This is a genomic window from Psychrobacter sp. KCTC 72983 (assembly GCF_014280455.1).
In the GTDB taxonomy this organism is placed as follows: Bacteria; Pseudomonadota; Gammaproteobacteria; order Pseudomonadales; family Moraxellaceae; genus Psychrobacter; species Psychrobacter pacificensis.
Window position 1 is genome coordinate 536,808 of record NZ_CP060390.1, and the last position, 19,676, is coordinate 556,483.

14 protein-coding genes are annotated in these 19,676 nt (G+C 45.9%); 7 read left to right on the plus strand and 7 right to left on the minus strand.

All coding sequences use genetic code 11. The features are described from left to right. Positions 1–21 precede the first annotated feature (21 nt). Positions 22–606, minus strand: a complete 585-nt coding sequence (locus PSBA01_RS02185) for a YcgN family cysteine cluster protein (RefSeq protein WP_186474940.1) — start codon at positions 604–606, stop codon at positions 22–24. 160 nt (positions 607–766) lie between these two features. On the opposite strand from PSBA01_RS02185, the gene PSBA01_RS02190 reads away from it, so the two are divergent. From PSBA01_RS02190 to ylqF, 3 genes are all read left to right on the plus strand, one after another. Beyond that, positions 767–1,504, plus strand: coding sequence for a dienelactone hydrolase family protein (locus PSBA01_RS02190; protein ID WP_071002843.1), 738 nt, complete (start codon positions 767–769; stop codon positions 1,502–1,504). Between the two features lie 195 nt (positions 1,505–1,699). Next, entirely contained in the window at positions 1,700–4,657 is a 2,958-nt protein-coding gene (locus PSBA01_RS02195; RefSeq protein ID WP_186474941.1) for a DUF2339 domain-containing protein, read from the plus strand. Between the two features lie 150 nt (positions 4,658–4,807). After that, positions 4,808–5,764: a ribosome biogenesis GTPase YlqF gene (ylqF, locus tag PSBA01_RS02200; RefSeq protein WP_071002841.1), complete on the plus strand. Its 957-nt coding sequence runs from the start codon at positions 4,808–4,810 to the stop codon at positions 5,762–5,764. Positions 5,765–5,785: 21 nt separating this feature from the next. On the opposite strand, the gene PSBA01_RS02205 is transcribed toward ylqF, so the two are convergent. Together PSBA01_RS02205 and PSBA01_RS02210 are read right to left on the minus strand one after the other, a co-directional pair. Next, positions 5,786–6,181 carry a hypothetical protein gene (locus PSBA01_RS02205; RefSeq protein ID WP_186474942.1) on the minus strand — a complete coding sequence of 132 codons (396 nt, stop codon included), beginning with the start codon at positions 6,179–6,181 and terminating at the stop codon, positions 5,786–5,788. 6 nt (positions 6,182–6,187) lie between these two features. Then, on the minus strand, positions 6,188–7,312 hold the full coding sequence (locus PSBA01_RS02210; protein WP_071002839.1) for a hypothetical protein: 1,125 nt from the start codon (positions 7,310–7,312) through the stop codon (positions 6,188–6,190). Positions 7,313–7,503: 191 nt separating this feature from the next. On the opposite strand from PSBA01_RS02210, the gene mutY reads away from it, so the two are divergent. Next, positions 7,504–8,760: an A/G-specific adenine glycosylase gene (gene mutY, locus PSBA01_RS02215; protein ID WP_071002838.1), complete on the plus strand. Its 1,257-nt coding sequence runs from the start codon at positions 7,504–7,506 to the stop codon at positions 8,758–8,760. 112 nt (positions 8,761–8,872) lie between these two features. On the opposite strand, the gene PSBA01_RS02220 is transcribed toward mutY, so the two are convergent. Together PSBA01_RS02220 and rapA are read right to left on the minus strand one after the other, a co-directional pair. Next, positions 8,873–9,775, minus strand: coding sequence for an acyl-CoA thioesterase (locus PSBA01_RS02220; RefSeq protein WP_071002837.1), 903 nt, complete (start codon positions 9,773–9,775; stop codon positions 8,873–8,875). 373 nt (positions 9,776–10,148) lie between these two features. Continuing rightward, positions 10,149–13,052 carry an RNA polymerase-associated protein RapA gene (gene rapA, locus PSBA01_RS02225; protein ID WP_186474943.1) on the minus strand — a complete coding sequence of 968 codons (2,904 nt, stop codon included), beginning with the start codon at positions 13,050–13,052 and terminating at the stop codon, positions 10,149–10,151. Positions 13,053–13,470: 418 nt separating this feature from the next. Here rapA and PSBA01_RS02230 point away from each other — a divergent pair, with 418 nt between their 5' ends. Then, entirely contained in the window at positions 13,471–14,418 is a 948-nt protein-coding gene (locus PSBA01_RS02230) for a D-2-hydroxyacid dehydrogenase (RefSeq protein ID WP_186475408.1), read from the plus strand. Positions 14,419–14,439: 21 nt separating this feature from the next. Here the strand turns inward: PSBA01_RS02230 and PSBA01_RS02235 are convergent, their stop codons facing one another. Then, the gene (locus tag PSBA01_RS02235) at positions 14,440–16,044 is read right to left on the minus strand and encodes a flavin-containing monooxygenase (RefSeq protein WP_186474944.1); all 1,605 of its coding nucleotides are present in this window, start codon (positions 16,042–16,044) and stop codon (positions 14,440–14,442) included. A gap of 89 nt (positions 16,045–16,133) precedes the next feature. Continuing rightward, complete coding sequence (locus PSBA01_RS02240) at positions 16,134–16,847, minus strand: RluA family pseudouridine synthase (RefSeq protein ID WP_186474945.1); 714 nt, start codon at positions 16,845–16,847, stop codon at positions 16,134–16,136. Between the two features lie 393 nt (positions 16,848–17,240). Here PSBA01_RS02240 and trxA point away from each other — a divergent pair, with 393 nt between their 5' ends. Further along, on the plus strand, positions 17,241–17,567 hold the full coding sequence (trxA, locus tag PSBA01_RS02245; RefSeq protein ID WP_058023544.1) for a thioredoxin: 327 nt from the start codon (positions 17,241–17,243) through the stop codon (positions 17,565–17,567). 524 nt (positions 17,568–18,091) lie between these two features. After that, complete coding sequence (rho, locus tag PSBA01_RS02250) at positions 18,092–19,360, plus strand: transcription termination factor Rho (RefSeq protein WP_058023543.1); 1,269 nt, start codon at positions 18,092–18,094, stop codon at positions 19,358–19,360. The last annotated feature ends 316 nt before the right edge of the window (positions 19,361–19,676 follow it).

Sequence of the window (19,676 nt, forward strand, 5' to 3'; positions counted from 1 at the left end):
CGATAATCTACCCTATAGCAGTTATGGATTCACCCAATTAACCACGCGCGTTTCCATTTCTTCATCAGACATACCAATCTCCGACACACAGCGGCCAGCGACACCCACATTGGCCGCACGCATCTCGTGCTGGGTGACTACCGCATCCTCAGTCAATAACAGATGCCAGCTTGGTAACCCCTGCCCTTTATACAAACGCTTATAGGCGCAATGCGATGGCAGCCACATCATGTTGGGCAAGTTGTCCATGGTCAGCTGAATACAATCTGGTACATGCTCTTGGCGTGTCGCATAATGTTGGCAATAGCCTGTCGCGCAGTCCATCAGCTGACACGTCACATCGGTATACTCGACCAGCTCTTCGTCATCATCATTATCGATGTATTTGATCAAGCAGCAGCTGCCGCAGCCATCACACAACGCTTCCCATTCGCTATGGTTTAGCTCGTTTAAGGCAAACCGCGACCAAAACTGCGGACGCAGTGGCTCAGATCTAGAGTCAGTGTTAGGAAACAAACTTACCGACTGCGTAAGCTTACCAGCTGGATTGACGCCTGAATGCAAATCTGATTGTTCATCATTTTTGTTTAAGAAATTTATAGTCATAGGGTCGCAGTAGCATTTTGATAAAGAGCGTTACACTATTATAGCTGTTTTTGCTAGATATGGGCGTTAAGGTAGTACGAGTTAGAAAACGAACCATCACAATGACAAATAATCAACACGACGAATAATCAAAACTCATAATATAAAAAAGGACAATCCTATGTCAGTTAAGACTTTCGAGTTAATCAGTACTACCGAAAATGGCGTTGAACTTATCAGCTATGTGGCACTACCAGAAAACGCTTCTGATGATAATCCAGCAGCAGGTATCTTGGTCGCACCAGAATGGTGGGGCGTGGTCGATCATCCAAAATCAGTAGTAGAGCGTTTGGCAGAAGCTGGTTATGCAGCGGTCGCAATGGACGTCTATGGCGAAGGAAAACTCACTACCGATGCGGCTCAGGCCAACATGTGGATGGAGCAAGTGCTTGCTGATCAAGACATGCTGATGGCACGCTGCCGCTTGATTTTGAACGACTTTAGCGATCAGTTATCAGTTGACGGTGACAAGCTCGCGGCAATCGGTTACTGCTTCGGCGGTAAAGTCGTCCTAGACATGGCTCGCGAAGGCATGCCACTAAAAGCGGTCGCTACCTTCCATGGTAACCCAACGCCAAAACAACCAGCAGACAAAAACTTCACTGCAAAAGTACTGGTCGCGCATGGCCGTGATGACTCAATGGTATCAATGGATGCCATCGAAGGCCTAAAATCAGAGCTAGACGCAGCTGACGTAGATTACACTATCGATGTCTATGACAATGCTAAGCATGGCTTTACCAATCCACATGCCGATGAGCGTGCTGAAAAAAATGAAGTGGACCTTGGCTATAACGAAGCCGCTGCTAAGCAAAGTTGGGAAAATATGCTTGAGTTTATGAAAGCCAATTTGGCATAGATTGGCATAAAAAACTTCTGATATAAAACTCATAAAGAAGGGCAGCTTAACTATTAAGCTGCCCTTTTATTTTGGGTTTTGTTTTACCAATGACCTTTTGGGTAAGTAATCAGAGCGGTCTTGTACTTCTTAGCAAATCGCGTCATTATCACATTACTATCAGCTGGATTGAGCAACAAAATGTTATACCTATGGATGACCCAGTTAGGTTGGCTGGCTTTTACAGTTTTATTGATTGTAGTAGTCGCTTTATACACCAAAATAAAGCGAGAAATCACGTATTTGCGCCGCGATGTAACAAAACTACAGGCTGAACTTGAGCAGCAAGCAAAACGTAGCGTAACATCCTCTGCCACGCAGTTGGTTGATGACGGTGCCCATACACGCAAGAATTTTTCTAAAGACACTGATGCCGTTACTGAAACGGATACGATTGCTGGCACTAGGGATAACGCTACCAAAGACCTCATCGTTGACTCAAACCGTCGAATTCCTATATCGTCGCCACCGCCACTACCTACTACTGACTCGACACCAACCAATGATATAAAATCAGACGCTTCTGATCAGAAATCCGTAGCCCCTCTTGACCCAATAGCAGCAAAAAACAACGACAAAAATACCCCCATTGAACCAGATGAGCGCTCACTCCCTATCGTCACCTCGCTCATGCACTCAATCAAAAACTGGTTTTTTGGTGGCAATCTCGTCGTACGAGTTGGCGTATTGGTACTGCTGGTGGGTGTGGTACTGCTGCTGCGCTTGCTTAGCGAATATATCGAGATCTCAATTACCACAAAGCTTGTCACCATCGGTGCTGCAGGTTTGGCATTGGCAGCACTGGGATTCAAACTCACCGCAAAACGCTTTTCGTATGGTATTACGCTACAGGGCGCAGGCTTAGCGATTACATATTTGAGCACCTTTTTTGCTTATAGTGTCTATGAAATCATGCCAAGTGTACCGAGCTTTATTGGGCTTGGAATATTATCTGCCATCACTATCGCCCTCGCCGTACGTCAAAACGCTTTTCCGCTCGCGTTGTTAGCGTTATCTGGTGGTTTTTTTGCGCCGATTTTGACCAGTGAGAGTACGGGAAGTTTGACGGCGCTTTTTGGTTATTATCTGCTTCTCAATATCACCATCGCTGTCATCGCCCACTATCGCCCATGGAAAGTCCTAAATCTGCTTGGGGTAACTGTCACGTTTGGACTGGCCTACTATTGGGGCTTGACCGAAGACTTGCCCGCCATTATTAAGACGCAGCGCTGGTCGCTGGTAATGATCACTGCGCTGCATGTGCTGCTGTACTTGTTTGTGGTCATTCGCTATGCGCAGCATGTTATTGACTACAACACTGCCAGTACTACTAATGATCAAGCGCCCGACAGGCTATCTTTAGCCAACTCATCATCGCAAGCAATTTTCCCCATAGATACCAGCTTACTATTTTCAGCACCCGTACTGGCCTTTGGGGTGCTGGCCGCCTTGCTTGATGGCGTGTCGCATGGATTGACGATTACTGCTGGTATTTTGGCATTGCTGTACTTAGGCACAGGATATGTCTTTGTCAAACAAAGCCCGCGTTATCTACTGGTGACCGAGAGTATGCTGGCGTTGGGTGCTGGGTTTTTGGCGATTATGGTGGCGTTGGCGTTGGACGCTAATTGGATGACCTGTGGCTGGTCGATACAAGCCTTAGCGTTGGTCTGGCTGGGCGAGCGCTCAAAGCGGACTTGGTCCGTCTATTTTGGGCTGGGTCTGCATGTGCTGAGTGTGGCTTGGTTATGGTTGCTCGATATTCCGTCTCGGTTATCTGCAGGTGACACCTCCCTTATGTTAGTGTGGCTACTGGTGGCATGGTTGCCGCTGGTCAGTGCGTATTTACTACGGCATTTTTCACTGTTTGATGCAATCAGCAAATGGAATCAAACCAAAATTGCCCATTGGCAACGTCGCTGGTTGATATATGCTTTTTCACTACTGGCTACCTGTTGGAGTATTTGGGCGACGTATATCGCCTTTGAGTTGTGGTTAGCAGTGTCAGTAACGACGCTGTTTATATTGACCGTCATCATACACAGTCTTGGCTTTTGGCTTATCGATAGCAAAACGCCGTGGGCACAGGCACGCCGTATCAACCGTGCGATATTGCTCGCTCTGTATACGTTTATGGTCACTCTCACACCCATTATCATTATATTTTCCCATCGGTGGGATAACATTGAATGGCGATACTTTATTATCAGCGCGCTTATGGTATTAGGCGTTGCACTACTATGGCTCAAACGCTGGTATCAAGCAGGCGAACAGCGGTATGTGGATCCAACCAGTCTACTGATCACCGCGTTGTCTGTGCTGTTTTATACCTTAGCGCTACGGTCAAATGCTGAGCATATCGCGCCGCCGATGCTACTGGTCGCGCTACTATATGTCATCCCTCTCTATCTAACTTACAAGCAAATCAGTACGTACGCATCTGAGCGCAAACAGACGCTGATCGCGCGCGCTCCTGCTTGGCTCAACCTGCCACATGCGCTGATAGGCACTGGCAAAGCATTGCTGCCTATTGCTTTGTTTTGGGTCGTTTTCAGTAATTATTATAGCGACGGCGCGGTCTGGCAGCTGCCATATTTGCCAGTGCTGAGCATCATTGATGTCAGTATGGGGTTGGTAATAGCTGCTTCCTTGCTATTATTACGACTGCTTCAACAAGTGCGTGCGCCCAATACGGTCTTTACCGAGCGTTATCGCCATACGCTGATCATATTGGCTTTGATTGCCTTTTGGTGGCTCTCAAGTATTTTGGTACGCAGCCTACATGCCTTTATCGGTACACCGCTTTGGGACGGCGCTCAGGGCGGCGCTTGGAGTAGCGAACAAGTACAGACAGGACTGACCATCTTGTGGACGCTCTTGGCTTTGGTCGCGACTATTGTCGCCAGCCGCTACTGGCAGCGCGCGCTGTGGTTTATGGGTATTGGGTTGTTAGGCATCGTTGTGATTAAACTGGTCTTAGTTGACTTATCACAGACCGAGGCAATTTGGCGCGTGATCTCGTTCATTGGTGCCGGCAGTTTAATACTATTGATTGGGTATCTTGCGCCGTTGCCGCCAGCCAACGAAGAGATAGGAGATCCCCCTCAATCGTAACGGCGCATCTGGTCAGGTAAGTAGGTCAGGTGAAATTGTCCCATGGATACATCGGGTTTGTAGTAAACTGGATCCCATGACAACAGACAATGCCAACATAGCGCCATGTCTTTTGCGCGACATTTATGAATAACAAGGTTATAAAAGCAGATGGATAAGAGAGCAAGTATTCAGTGGTTCCCTGGGCATATGAACAAAGCCCGCAACGAAATCAAAGAAATCATGCCGCAGATGGATGTGGTCATCGAGGTCATCGATGCACGTATCCCCTATAGCAGCGAAAACCCAATGGTCGCAGCCCTACGCGGCGAAAAACCTGTGATTAAAATCCTGAATAAAGCTGACCTTGCCGATCCTGAATTGACCCAAATCTGGATGGATCATCTTGAGCAGCAAAGCCAAGTCAAAGCCATTGCGTGCGATACTGAAAAAGCCAATGACGTAAAACGCATCATTGCCATCTGCAAACACCTCGTACCCAATAAAGTCGGGACTGGTCGTCAAATCAAAGCGATGATTATGGGTATTCCAAATGTGGGCAAATCAACGCTGATCAATACGCTAGCAGGTCGCGCCGTGGCAAAGACAGGTGACGAGCCAGCGGTAACCAAGTCGCAGCAGCTGATTAAGCTCGACGATGACATCATGCTCTATGACACGCCCGGTATGCTATGGCCGAAAGTTGAAAATGAAAACTCTGGCTATCGTCTAGCAGCGACAGGCGGTATCCGTGATACTGCTTTTGATTTTGCTGATGTCGCAAGCTATACCGCTGAGTACTTGATGCACGCCTATCCTGAGTCGCTAAAAACCCGCTATAAAATTGACGAGTTACCCAAGACCGATTGGGAGTTCTTTGAAGTGGCAGGACGCAATCGCGGCTGTGTACGCGCAGGCAATCAAGTCGATACCTACCGTATGTCTGAGATTCTCATTAACGAGCTACGTAGCGCAAAGATCGGGCGTATCACGCTTGAGACCCCAGCTATGATTGAGGCAGAAGAAATCGTCGTCGCCGAACAACGCATCGCTGCTGAAGAAAAGAAAAAAGCCCGCGAGGAAGAAAAACGCTTACGTCGTCTAAAAACGCGGAAGAATCGGAAGTAGATTTAATAAACGTAAGACCAATCATGTAGAAGTGAAAATTTTCCCGTCAGGCAAAGAAACTAACCCTAGCAAATAATAAAACACCAACCCATGTTTCTTTGCCAATGGTGCAATTACTCTAGCAGCTTCTTGCATGTTATTATCTGGCAGCGGCAGAGAGACAGCAAATGTATTCTGTAGCTGTACATGAGCGACCGTTGCCCCGAATGCTAATGAAAGCTCAAATGATAAATCACCTTCCTGAGCCAGTTGTTGTAGCTCAGTGGCAAACTCGAATATGTTTTCGCTATGAGCGCTGACTTCTATCTCTATAAGCTGCGGTAGTAATACACCTGCACTATCGTAAGAGATAGGCAGATACTCATCGCCATCACCCAAACTTGCATCCCAAACATAAAACAAAGCGTATTCAGTCATAATCAGCTACTCCAATGGCTCTACGGTAGATAAAATCTCTAAAAGTCTATCCCAGCGCTCATTCATTCTATTCTTAACATAGTCGTTTGGTGAGTTATCAATAAGTTCACGATACTGTATGATCAAATCATCATAGTCCTCTCGACCTGCAAGTTTGGCTAGAATAAGTTGTTTATCCACTCTTTCACCATGGCTGTGCCCTCTTGCAATCTTATCATGCAGTAACAAAAAAAGCTGATTGTAGCTGTCTATTTTATCTACTTCATCCAGTTTACTGGCAAACTCAGTATTAATAAATTCAGTAATCTGTTTTTGCTTATCTGCAAAGTTTTTATCGCATACATTAATGTAATCTAGCTTTAAATAAGGAGATTGCCGAGTAAGCTCAGTTGGCAGCGTTACTTTATCGTAAATCTCTTCAAACGCTGGTGATACAAAATACGCATGAATTTTTAATCTAAAATAGCCGTTCTTACCTTCCGCTCCTCCGGTTAGACGCACATGACCATAAGGCATGGCCTTGGTACAACCATCGACTTCAAGAGAGTCATTAACGTTAGCGCTTGTTACTTGACTACACTGATAACCATAACGTTCTAAACAATCATGCATGAATGGGTGCAGTATTTTTTCAAAGTCCTCTCTATCTCTAGGAACCTGTGCCTCTGGCTTATAAATATCAGCAGACTGTTTTGCCAGCGCCCGCTTTTCTTTTAGCAGTGCCATACCTCTTGCGATGTTAGGCGGATAGATCGTACCATCTGGATAGGCAACCATACCCCGAGTGTCATAAAACACTAGCCCTAACTCTTCACATAGAGGGGTGATAACATCTAACGCTTCACCGTGCAGTGCTTCAGGTGTGGGTATGGCTACGCAAGCGGTTTTAGAATGAGTTTTCATCTCTAAATTTGTATTTACGTAGGCTTCATAAAAGACTTCTGAATAATCCGAGGTTCTGGCTTCGTCCACGAGACGATCTGCTAGCTCAATGATATTTGAGCTGATAGTATCCACTAGCTGCTGGCGCAAAGCTTCAAAGTCGTGCGTTGCTTGTTCCCATGAGCTGTCTTTACTTGGTGTACAAGTAATTTGATGGATATCCCAAACGAAAAAGGTTTGTGCTGACAAGATACTATCTCCTAAACTATTAATGAAAACATTGGTTTTACTTATTATTAAACTGAAAGTGAAGAACACGTAATAACTAACTAATGCTTTTCCTTAAAAACAACAAACCATTGCATAGCGAGTCAGCCCACCCCATAAATTAGTTAACCTTTTATGGTCTAATATTTTTTATTAATTGACAAGGATTATTCTTGCCTACTTTATTCTCTCAACCTGAGTCATCTCTAAACTCCTTTGCCCCGCGCCTACTCGATTGGTTTGCCGAAAATGGTCGCCATGATTTGCCGTGGCAACAGCACCAAACTGACACGCCCAATCCTTATATCGTTTGGTTATCCGAAGTGATGCTTCAGCAAACACAAGTGACCACAGTACTGCCCTACTTTGCACGCTTTATGGAGACGTTTCCGACCGTGCAGGATTTGGCCGCTGCCGACTGGGATGTGGTCGCCGAGCATTGGGCGGGGCTTGGCTACTATGCACGCGCGCGTAATTTGCATAAAGGGGCAAAGCAGCTGGTTGCAGTAATCGAGGAGACGGGCGAGTTCCCGCAGACACTCGCAGGTTGGGAAGCGATTTCTGGCGTTGGCCCATCAACGGCTGGGGCGATTATGGCGATGGGATTGCATCATTATGGCGTCATCTGTGATGGTAATGTCAAACGGGTATTGACGCGCTGGGCAGCCATTGACGGCGATATCACTAAATCTGCTACGACGAAAGAGTTATGGGCATTAGCGGAGCGTTTAACACCGACAGAGAACTCAGGACTGTTCGCACAAGCCATGATGGATATGGGCGCAACGTTATGTACGCGTAGCAAACCTGCTTGCCTATTATGCCCGCTACAAGAAGATTGCTTGGCACATGCTGAGGGGCGCGAGACTGATTATCCTGTCAAAGCGAAAAAACAGCCCAAACCGAGCAAGTTTAGCGATGCATTGCTGATAGAAAATATAGACGGTGAGATATTGTGGCTACAACGCCCTGATAATGGCATTTGGGGTGGCCTATGGAGCTTGCCTTTACAGTTCGTAGAAAAAATTGATGGTAAAGCAAATAGCAAGATAACTGGCAAAACTACTGCTAATAAATCAGTCACGAGCGACGATAAGTCATCAAGCTTGGCAAGTGGCGTGCGCAGTAATGAAAAAATATACGAGACAGAGTTCACCACGGCTGAGCAAATTATCAACGAATGGCTAATAAAGAATGAACTGGTAACCGAATCAGTTAGCAATACCTTATTAGATGACGCCCCTATCAAGCACTCATTGACGCATTTCCATTGGTATTTAACACCGCGCAAACTCACTGTCGATGCTGCGCAAACGATAGAACTCAACGAGAAACTAGCAGCAGCTGAGATTGATTTTAAATGGCTCACCGAACAAACAGCACAAGACAGTCTAGGATTGCCTCGTGCGATGATTAAAATCTTAGAATAAAAATTAGTGTAAAAAACTGGCATAAAAAAAAGCGACTCATTATCAATAGTGAGTCCCTTTTTTATGATCACAAGATGACAGTAGCCAACAATAAATAGCGCTAAGGCTAGGGTTAGGACTTTGGCACACGCAAGCGCATTAGGCCTTCTTGTTGCACGGTGGCAACCAGTTTGCCATCTTGCCAAAACTGCCCATGGTTCAGCCCTTTCGCATTGGACGTGGTATCGCTCCACATGTCATAGAGCAGCCAGTCATTCAAATCAAACTCACGGTGGAAGTGCATCGAGTGATCGATACTAGCAGCTTGCAACCCGCTGGTCATAAAGCTCACGCCATGTGACATAAGCCCCGTGCCCACCAAGTAAAAATCAGACGAAAATGCCAATAGCGCTTGCTGAATCGCCACCGGCTGGTTGCCCAGCTCGCGAATACGCAGCCAGTTGGCTTGCTTAGGTTTCATCGGTTCTGGATTGATCGGATTACGCGGTTTGACAGGCTTTATCTCGACATGACGGCGGCGCATAAACCGTGCTTTGAGCGCATCTGGTACTTTGCCCACGTACTCTTCTTTTAAATCTTGCTCGGTCAATAGATCTTCTGGCGGTGGATAAACAGGCATGTCTTCTTGATACGCAAGGCCATCCTCCATGGGAGAAAACGACGCAATCATCGAAAATATCACTTGCTCAACAGGCGCTTTACCGCGTACTTCTTTGTACTGAATAGCCGTCACTTCACGCGCGGATAAACTGCGACCATCACGCAGACGGCGCACTTGATAGATCACTGGTTGATTGATATCACCACCACGCAAAAAATACCCATGCAACGAGTGACAAGGCTTGTCTTGATCTAATGTATGCGCTGCTGCCATGATCGCTTGGGCCAATACTTGCCCGCCAAATATACGACTGCCCACATAATCATGGCTCTTACCCTCAAAGACATCGGGGGTAACCTCAATAAGCGCGATTGTAGCTAGCAGCTCATCAATCAGTTGTGAATTATCGGACATGACAATATGTTTCCTTATTTTTATCAAACACGCTCAGCATCCAAAAGTAAGCATCTAACAATCTCGATGCCATATAGCCGCTGCGCTTGAATTTAAAATAATATGAGATCGCTTGCTAATATATACAAGAGAGACTTTAGAACAAACACACAGCCATAGCTCACCAGGCCATGGCTATCTGTTCATTTTCGATAGAAAAGGTAAATATCTTACCCAATATTGTTGGCTTTGACTAGTTACTGTCAGCTTACTCATAAGTATTGCTTAACGATTTGCGATAAAAAATCGCATCTACTTTACTCGTCCAAGCAATCTCATTCATAAAAAAACGAGATGTCTAACAACATCTCGTTTTTGACTATCATCTAAAAGTTTATGGCTTTACTGCTACCAGTACGCGAATAGAGTCCGGCACTAGCGATAAGTTACCAAGCGCTTGCTCCCCTTGGGCTTTGAGCTGCTCTAGGCGCTCAATCTCTTCGGGGCGTACATTTGGATTGATGGTTTGCAGATGCTTGAGACGTTTGATCTCACGTGACCACTGCTGACTAAAGCGCGCACTTGCTTGTTCACCAATCTCCGCGATTTGCTTACGTGCGATGTCTTCAGCCTCGTAATAACGCTGCTCGATCACATCGCCGCGCACTTTGATCACTTGACGAGCACGGTTTTTGTCCAAGCGTTCCACATGCGGCATGATCATATCAGCACTGATACGAGCCGACAAGTCACTACCCTGCTCACTAATAAAGACACGGATATTTTGCGTGGTCAAGGTCGCTGGCAGATTGAGCACTTTTGGGGCGATGGCTTCGACACGGAAGTTTACTTCTAACAATACCATCCCCTGCGGCACAGCGGCGCTTTTTAGCATAGCCACTGTCGTATTCCCAAAGGTGCTGGTACTGGCCAGCTCATAGATAGCGCGCATCAATGGATGCTCGTGCGTGATAAAATCGATATCTTCACGCTGAAGCGCTTGCTCACGCTCAAAAGTCAACCTCATACCATCTTCATCACCAAGCGGCAAGCCATCGATATAGTCGCTGATCTCAGTGCTATCAATCGGTGCGATGACCCACGAGCCATCACGCTGGATATTATGGTCGATATTGGCAGAGGCAAAGAAGCGCTCAATGAAATGCGGCAACAAATTATTGCCATCAAAGTCACGCATGGCATCCGCAATACGTCCAGCAACACGCGGACGACACGAGTTGTACTCTAGCAGACGATCACGGCCCGCTTGTAGCTGCGCCTCTAGGCCCAAACGCGTCTGTAGCGCCTCATCAATGATGTCTTGTAAGATAGCATTGTTATCCGCAGTATCCGCGCCTTCAAGTACAGGCTTGAGCTCTTGGATATACTGCTCTTGCACGCTTTGTGCCGTTGGTGATATTTGGTTAAACATATTCAGCGCATCGTTATACCAATGATACAGACGCTCTTGCGCCGTGCCCTGTACGTAAGGCACATGCAGCATGATCTGCTGTGTCTGACCGATACGATCTAGACGTCCAATACGCTGCTCCAAAGTATCTGGATTGGCTGGTAAATCCCAGAGTATCAGCTGGCTTGCAAACTGGAAGTTACGACCTTCAGAGCCAATCTCTGAGCACAATAATATTTGTGCGCCTTCACTATCCGCGAAAAATGCTGCTGCTTGGTCACGCTCAAGCAGGGTCATCTGCTCAGTAAATATAGCGGTTTTGATGCCGGCATGCAGACGCAATACAGCCTCTAAGCTCTCTACTGTCGCGCCACTGCGAGCGATTAATAGCACTTTTTGTTGCTTAAGCTCACCGCGTAAGATATCAACCAACCAAGAGACGCGTGGGTCATCTTCTAGCCAGCCCCCATCTGGTTGATTCTCTTCGCCCCATAGCTGCTCACGCAATTTGCCATTGGTTTGATAGCTGTCTTTCCACGCGTCAGGGAGCGGCAGTGGATGCGGCTGACTGCTACGACCATAGAACCCTTTGACACTCTCGCGCGTGTTGCGGAACAAAATACGACCAGTACCGTGACGATCTAATAGCTCGTTGAGCGCATAGGTACGCAGTTTGTCGTCTTCATTAATCGTAGACAGCTCATCCATCCTGATGTCTAATAAATTGCTCAATGCGGTGATTTGACCGTTATTGAGCGGTTTGTCTTCTATTAATACACCAGCGACTGCTGCCGTCTCCGCAAACGCTTCTTGACCATCAATGAACTCATCTAGATCATCGAAGCGATCTGGATCAAGCAGACGCAAACGGGCAAAATGACTTTGCGCGCCAAGCTGCTCTGGCGTTGCCGTCAATAACATCACGCCTGGCGTCTCTTCTGCAAAGTCTGCCACCAGATCATATTTATCATTGCCGCCTTGCGCCTCATCCCAATGCAGATGATGCGCTTCGTCCACGACCAATAGATCAAATCCTGCCTCCATCGCTTGATCATACAAATCAGGATGGTCAATCAACAAGTCCATACCGGCGATGATGCACTGCTCAGTGGCAAAGACATTTTGCTCAGGATCATGTTCTTTGATCGCAGCAGTGCGCACCAAATCAAACAATGCAAAATTCAGATTAAAACGACGACGCAGCTCAATCATCCATTGATATTGCAAGCTGTCTGGCACCAAAATTAAAACACGCTCAGCTTTACCCGTTAGTAGCTGCTGATGGATAATCATGCCCGCTTCGATGGTTTTACCAAGGCCCACTTCATCAGCGAGCAGGACACGCGGCGCGATACGCTTACCGACTTCGTGTGCGATATAGAGCTGATGCTCGATGATATCAACACGCGCACCCATCAACCCTTTGAGTGGATGGCCTGCCAACGCTGATTGCATACGTAAGATATCTTGGCGCAGCTCGTACCAATCGCCGCGCTCGATACGACCAGCGAGCAAGCGCTCAAGTGGCTTGGCTAGCGTGATATTGGCAGCAAGGCGCGTCTCCATTATTCCTTTAGAAGCAGGGCCGCCCTCGTGTTCATCGACGCCATATTTGAGCACACCCATGACTTCATCGACAGCATTGACTGTATAGCTTTTGCCATCTTGGTCATAGATCGTATCGCCAACCTTAAACACCACACGCGATAGTGGCGCAGAGTTTTTTGCGTAGACGCGCGTCTCTTCACTTTGTGGAAATAAAATATGCACACATCGATCATCGACGTCGATCACCACACCTAAGCCAAGCTCAGACTCCGTATCAGATAAATAACGTTGGCCAACGGCGAATTCAGTACTGTGCAATGAAGCAATAGAGATAGTCATAAGGCGATGTCTTTTGTACTCAGATAATTAAAAATTAGATAGCAATGGTGGCTTGCGATAGCAGTCAGGTTAAAAATGAGGCAAATCATCAATAGATGCAAACGCAGTGTCATAATCTTAGTGAAACCAATAGCCAAGCCTTACCATTATATAACGTTAGCGGCTAGATGAGTGCGTTAAGTTCAATTTTCAAGAGGCGGCTTATGATACCCATGACTTTATAAGGTCTTTGGGCCCAATCATGCTCAGTAAATCCGCTCATGATATAAATTACTTTGTTTTTAAACGCTTATCACCACTTAGCCAATATTTAATGGATTCGTTTTTGACTAAAAACTCCAACGTGCTACATTAAGCCCATAACGATTCATTTGACAACTATTTCTATCTATAGGACAACAATAAATAAGGAATCATGATGCAAGCCGTTTTTTTGGATAAAGGCACTTTTTCTGATGGTATTGACTTACCTGCACCAGCAGGCATAAGCGATTACGTCACTTATAACGATACGCCAAAAGACACGGACCTCATTATTGAGCGCTGTAAAGATGCCGATATCATCATCACCAATAAAGTGCAAATTGGCGCAGAGGTGATCGCTGGCCTACCCAAGCTAAAATTGATTCAACTGACCGCCACTGGCATGAATAACGTCGATCATGAGGCTTGCGATAAACATGGCGTAGCACTTTATAATGTGGCGGGATATGCGGTAAAAAGCGTGCCTGAGCATACCTTTATGCTCATGCTGACTGCGATGCGTGCCGGTATTCATTACCATCAAAAAGTCGCTGATGGCACATGGCTAGCAAACGGGAATTTTTGTCTGCTGGATATTCCGCTGATAGATTTGGAAGACAAGACGCTAGGCATCATTGGTATTGGCACCATTGGCAAGCGCGTAACCGAAATCGCGCGTGCATTTGGTATGACAGTTCTATGGGCGGAGCATCAAGGACGCACGCCGCGCAACGACGATTATACGGCATTTGATGAGGTATTAGCTCGTGCAGATGTCCTCAGTTTGCATTGTCCATTGACTGAACAAACCGAACACCTCATTAATAAAGATACCTTGGCAAAAATGAGCAAACAACCGCTCATCGTCAATGTCGCTCGTGGCGGCGTCGTTGATAGCCAAGCATTGACTGATGCGATTAACAACGAGCAAATCATCGGTTATGCCAGTGATGTATTTGCACAAGAGCCCATCGCGAACGATGACCCATTACTCAGTCTCAGCGACCATCCACGCGTCATATTTAGCCCGCACAATGCTTGGGGCAGCAAAAGCGCCCAAGAGACCTTGTGGCAGATATTAAGCAAACAAGTTGCTGACTTTATCGATAATCAGCATCAATAGCGACTATCGATCAATTAAAACCTAACGACTGAACCGCAACCAGTCGTCTTTTATTTTGCGGTATTTGAGCATCACACGGTCGCTAAGATAGTTGTTGGTCACGTACCACGGGTAGCGATCGCCTTGCTTCGGCAGTCTGTCTTGGGCACGCCTGACATATCCAGACGATAGCGAGCCCATCACCGTATCTGCTTGGGCGTAGGCGGTAGCATTCGCCGCCTGTGCCTGTGGCAGCGCGACTTGGTAGCGGTTTTTGTGCATATAACTCAACAGCCGCACCACATATCGACACGCCAGATCAATCTTTAGCGTCCATGAGGCATTGGTATAGCCAAATAAGGCCGCCATGTTAGGCACGCCTTCGATCATGACTGCCTTATACGTCATGCGCGTACCGATATCAATGGCCTGCCCGTCGATATATACCGCTGCTCCGCCTAGCATTTGCAGCTTCAATCCGGTTGCTGTGACGATGATATTAGCCTCAAGATGCTCGCCTGATTGCAGCATAATACCGGTTTCAGTGAAGTGGTCGATCTGATCGGTGACCACTGCTGCACGCTCACCGTGCAAAGACTTAAATAAGTCACTGTCTGGCACAGCGCATACGCGTTGATCCCACGGATTGTAGTCGGGCATAAAATGTTCGACATCAACGCCGCTACCTTTTAACTCTTTTGTCACGCCGCCTTTTAGCACAGCTTTCATCAGCTTGGGCGCGTGAGTGGCTAATTTATACAGCCCTTGCTGCCGCAACACGTTGCGCGCTCGCAGTACCGTATAGGCCTGCTCTTTTGATAAAGGTGAAAACTTGCCTGATAGCCAGTCGATAGCATGATCATCGCCCGGTACGCTTGCCACATAAGTGGGTGTCCGCTGTAGCATCGTGACATGACGCGCACACTGCTCGCTGCTTTCATCTACCAGTGCCGGCAATAGCGTCATTGCAGTGGCACCGCTGCCAATAATGACCACTTTTTTGTCATTATAGTCTAAATCATCCCAATGCTGCGGATGGACAATACGACCGCGGAAACCTTCTTCTCCCGCAAAATGAGGTCGATAGCCTTGCTCATAGTCGTAGTAGCCCGTAGCACCGACGATAAACTTTGCCGTCTTAACGAACACTTCTCCGCTGGTATGCTTTTTTATGGTTGCTGTCCATAACTGATCCATACTCGACCATGATATTTGCTGAACTTCATGCTCATAGCGAATATGCTCAGTAATACCAAACTCGCGCGCCGTATCAGCGATATAACGCTTGATATCGCCACCTGCTGCCAGCATTCTATAATCTAGCCACGGTCTAAAGTTATAGCCAAAGGTTAAGGCATCAGAGTCCGAGCGGATACCAGGATAGGTAAATAAATCCCACGTCCCGCCCAAATCAGCACGTTTTTCTAATACGACAAAACGCTGCGTTTTTGTCTGTTTTTGTTTTTTTGCACCTTTATGACCAAATAAATTTTTATGCGCTAGTTGCTGTAAACGGCAGGCCATACCGATACCAGCAATACCTGCACCAATAATCAGCACTTCATAATCGGCAGGCTTATCCCTTTGCGACTGTCTACGTGCGAGGCGACTTTTAATCGCCTGTTTGGTAGTAGCGATATCAAGCATATTCTCATCCTTGTGTTTACATGATCAGCGATAGCCTTAGTGCTTCTATTAATCGCGCGCTTCGACTTCATATTCAGGCAGCTAATGCATCAAAATGGGCATGGACTTTCCCAGTCCATCCAAGCACCCAATACTGGATGCTTTAAGCGCAATTGCTGCGCATGTAGATTTAGCCTTGGCGCAATCTTGAGTGCCACGCCTTCAGCATATATCGGGTCGCCAATCATCACATGACCTGCATGCACCATATGCACGCGTAGTTGATGGCTGCGACCCGTAACGGGTTTAAGCATCACTCGGGTAACTGGTTGACCATCACACATTTCGTGCGCTATGACTTCATACAGTGTTAAAGCATGCTTTGACCAGTCATGATCAACGATGTGACGCGGCTTGGTCGTCGGCTCATAGCGTACTGGCACCGATATCTCACCCGCTGCGCCCACCTGCTCCCATTGCCCAAAAACTCGTGCTTGGTATTTTTTCTGCGGTAAGCGTTCAATAAACTGTTTACTGATATTGGTTTGGGCGGTGGCATTTTTTGCAAAAATAATCAGACCTGACGTGTCCATATCCAATCGATGAATCAGTTTTACCGCTGGATTGGCACGCTCAAGCCGAGCAAGCAGGCTTACCTTGAGGGTCTTGCCATCGACACTTAACAGCCCTGCCGGTTTATCTACTACCCAAATATCATCATCTTCGTAAACGGTAATCTCTTGCGCAAAATCCTTGAAAAACTCAAGTGGATAGGCATTTTCTTGCGCGTTGAGAGCGTCGACTTCTTCATCAGTAAAAGGCATAAACTTAACTACTTATATAAATTAAACGTAATATGGGGCTTTGGCGGCTGTTATTTTGGCACAGTAGCGCCCTATTTATTGAGAGTAAAAGTGGGATAATTCAATGTAAAAACAGACGGCTAAAAGTGCTCAAAAAATATGTTTTAGCAAAGCAATGCTCACACGTAACAGAGAAAACCCAACCTGTGTCATTCTGTTTCGATTTATTGTGCTAATCGTAATTGTTGAACAATTTAACCAGCCTGAATCTGTCAAGACTGAGCAAACATGTTAATATAATGGCACATTTTCACCACTTCTAAACGATTCTTTGACCATTGACCCACTTATTATTAGATAAATATGACAGCTGGTGTTTGGTGACAGAATAAATAAAACAAGAGAGATAAAATTATGTCAGACCTTATTGTTAATACTACCGACACAAACTTTGACCAAGACGTTCTAGAATCAGATCTTCCTGTATTGGTAGATTTTTGGGCAACTTGGTGTGGTCCTTGTAAAGCGATTGCGCCTATTTTAGAAGATTTAGCGACTGAGTACCAAGGTAAAGTTAAGATCGTTAAAGTTGACGTGGATAACAACCCACAAGCAGCGAGCCGTTTTGGTATCCGCAACATCCCAACTTTATTTGTCTTCAAAGACGGCGAAAAAGTAGATTCAGTGATGGGTCTACAGCCAAAAGCTGAATTGGCCAAAGTATTGGACAAGCATTTATAAGTTGAATGTTCTCATTTCAAAGTTTTTTGAATCAATGAGCTAAAGCGATAAAGAAAGCCATTATCTGATAACGATAATGGCTTTTTGCTTGTTTTTTGTGCAAAAAACTTGATTATACGAATTTTTTGGCAAAATTTATTGACAACGCTATTGTGAAGACCGTATAGTCTGCTGACAAGAGAAAACCATCTGTTTTCCTAGTATCTTGTCGCTATTCTCCTCGTGTTTATCAACAAAAACACAATCGTCATTATAAACACCATTGCTAAACGAAATGACTAAACGCAATGACTGATATTGAGTTTTTGACGCAGACTCTTATGTAGCCTTTTTTATTCCTAATTCTTATGACCTTGCATCCAGCGATAGCAATGCGTCTATAAGCAGACATGCAATACCAACACTACATAAGCCATTGCGCTGTACAAATACCTTCTATCATCATATTACTGTCGTTTTACTCACTGTCGTGACTTGTGCTGCTAATGGCATCTCTCATCTGATCAATTGCTAATGACCTATCTATGAATCTAACTGAATTAAAGAAAAAATCAATCTCTGAGCTGTTGGCTATTGCCAAGGAAATGGGTCTTGATAACATGGCGCGTAGCCGTAAACAAGACATTATCTTTGCTATCTTAAAAACCCATGCCCGCAACGGTGAAGCCATCTATGGTGACGGTGTGCTTGAGGTTCTTCCTGATGGTTTTGGCTTTTTACGCTCATCAGAAGGCTCTTATCTAGCAGGTCCTGATGACATCTATGTCAGCCCTAGTCAAATTCGCCGCTTCAGCTTAAAAACGGGCGACAGTATCGCTGGTACGATTCGCCCACCAAAAGATTCTGAGCGTTATTTTGCGCTACTAAAAGTTGGTGAAATCAACTTTGATACGCCAGATCGCTCACGTCATAAGCTGATTTTTGAGAACCTAACACCGCTATTCCCTACTGAGCAGCTAAAGCTTGAGCTTGGTAATGGTACTACTGAAGATCTGACAGGGCGTATCATTGATTTGATCGCACCAATTGGTAAAGGTCAGCGCTCTATTATTGTCGCACCGCCAAAAGCGGGTAAAACGATGTTATTGCAATCTATTGCTCAGTCCATCACTCGCAATAATCCTGAATGCTACTTAATCGTCCTGTTGATTGATGAGCGTCCAGAGGAAGTCACCGAGATGGAGCGTACCGTGCGCGGTGAAGTCGTTGCCTCTACCTTTGATGAGCCACCTCAGCGTCACGTACAAGTGGCTGAGATGGTCATCGAAAAAGCCAAACGTCTGGTCGAGCATAAGCAAGATGTGGTGATTTTATTAGACTCGATCACTCGTCTGGCACGTGCCTATAACACCGTTATACCATCATCAGGCAAAGTATTGACCGGTGGTTTGGATGCCAATGCGCTTGAGCGTCCAAAGCGTTTCTTTGGCGCTGCGCGTAATGTCGAAGAAGGTGGCAGTTTGACGATTATTGCCAGTGCGCTGATTGATACTGGTAGTAAGATGGACAGCGTGATTTTTGAGGAATTCAAAGGGACGGGCAACCAAGAAATCACCCTTGAGCGCGACTTGGCCGAAAAACGTGTCTTCCCTGCAATCAATATCAAAAAATCAGGCACACGCCGCGAAGAGCGCTTGTTGGACGAAGATAAACTACGTAAAGTCTGGATTTTACGTAAACTGCTGCAGCCGATGGATGGCGTCCAAGCTACTGAATTCTTGTTAGATCGTCTCAAAGAAGCGAAAACCAATGACGAGTTCTTTGAGCAAATGAAACGCAAATCACAGAACTAATTTACGCATATTTTTTCCAAGCATGCCATTGTTTGCTTAATATAAAGACTGCCGATCGGTGGTCTTTTTTATTTCCGATTGCCAAAATACTCTCCTACCTATTTTTGCGCTAAGTACCTCATATAAGAAAGTACCCGTTTTATGATACAGTGCGGCAACATCAATTACATGTCGTTTGCAAAGTTTAGCGTTTTTACTACGACTAACTATCTACTAACCCACTATTATGGCAGACAGTAGGAATACATTTGAAAATATCATGGACATTGTTTTTTTAAAGGTATTATATTTCAAACTTGACGAATAAATAGGTGAT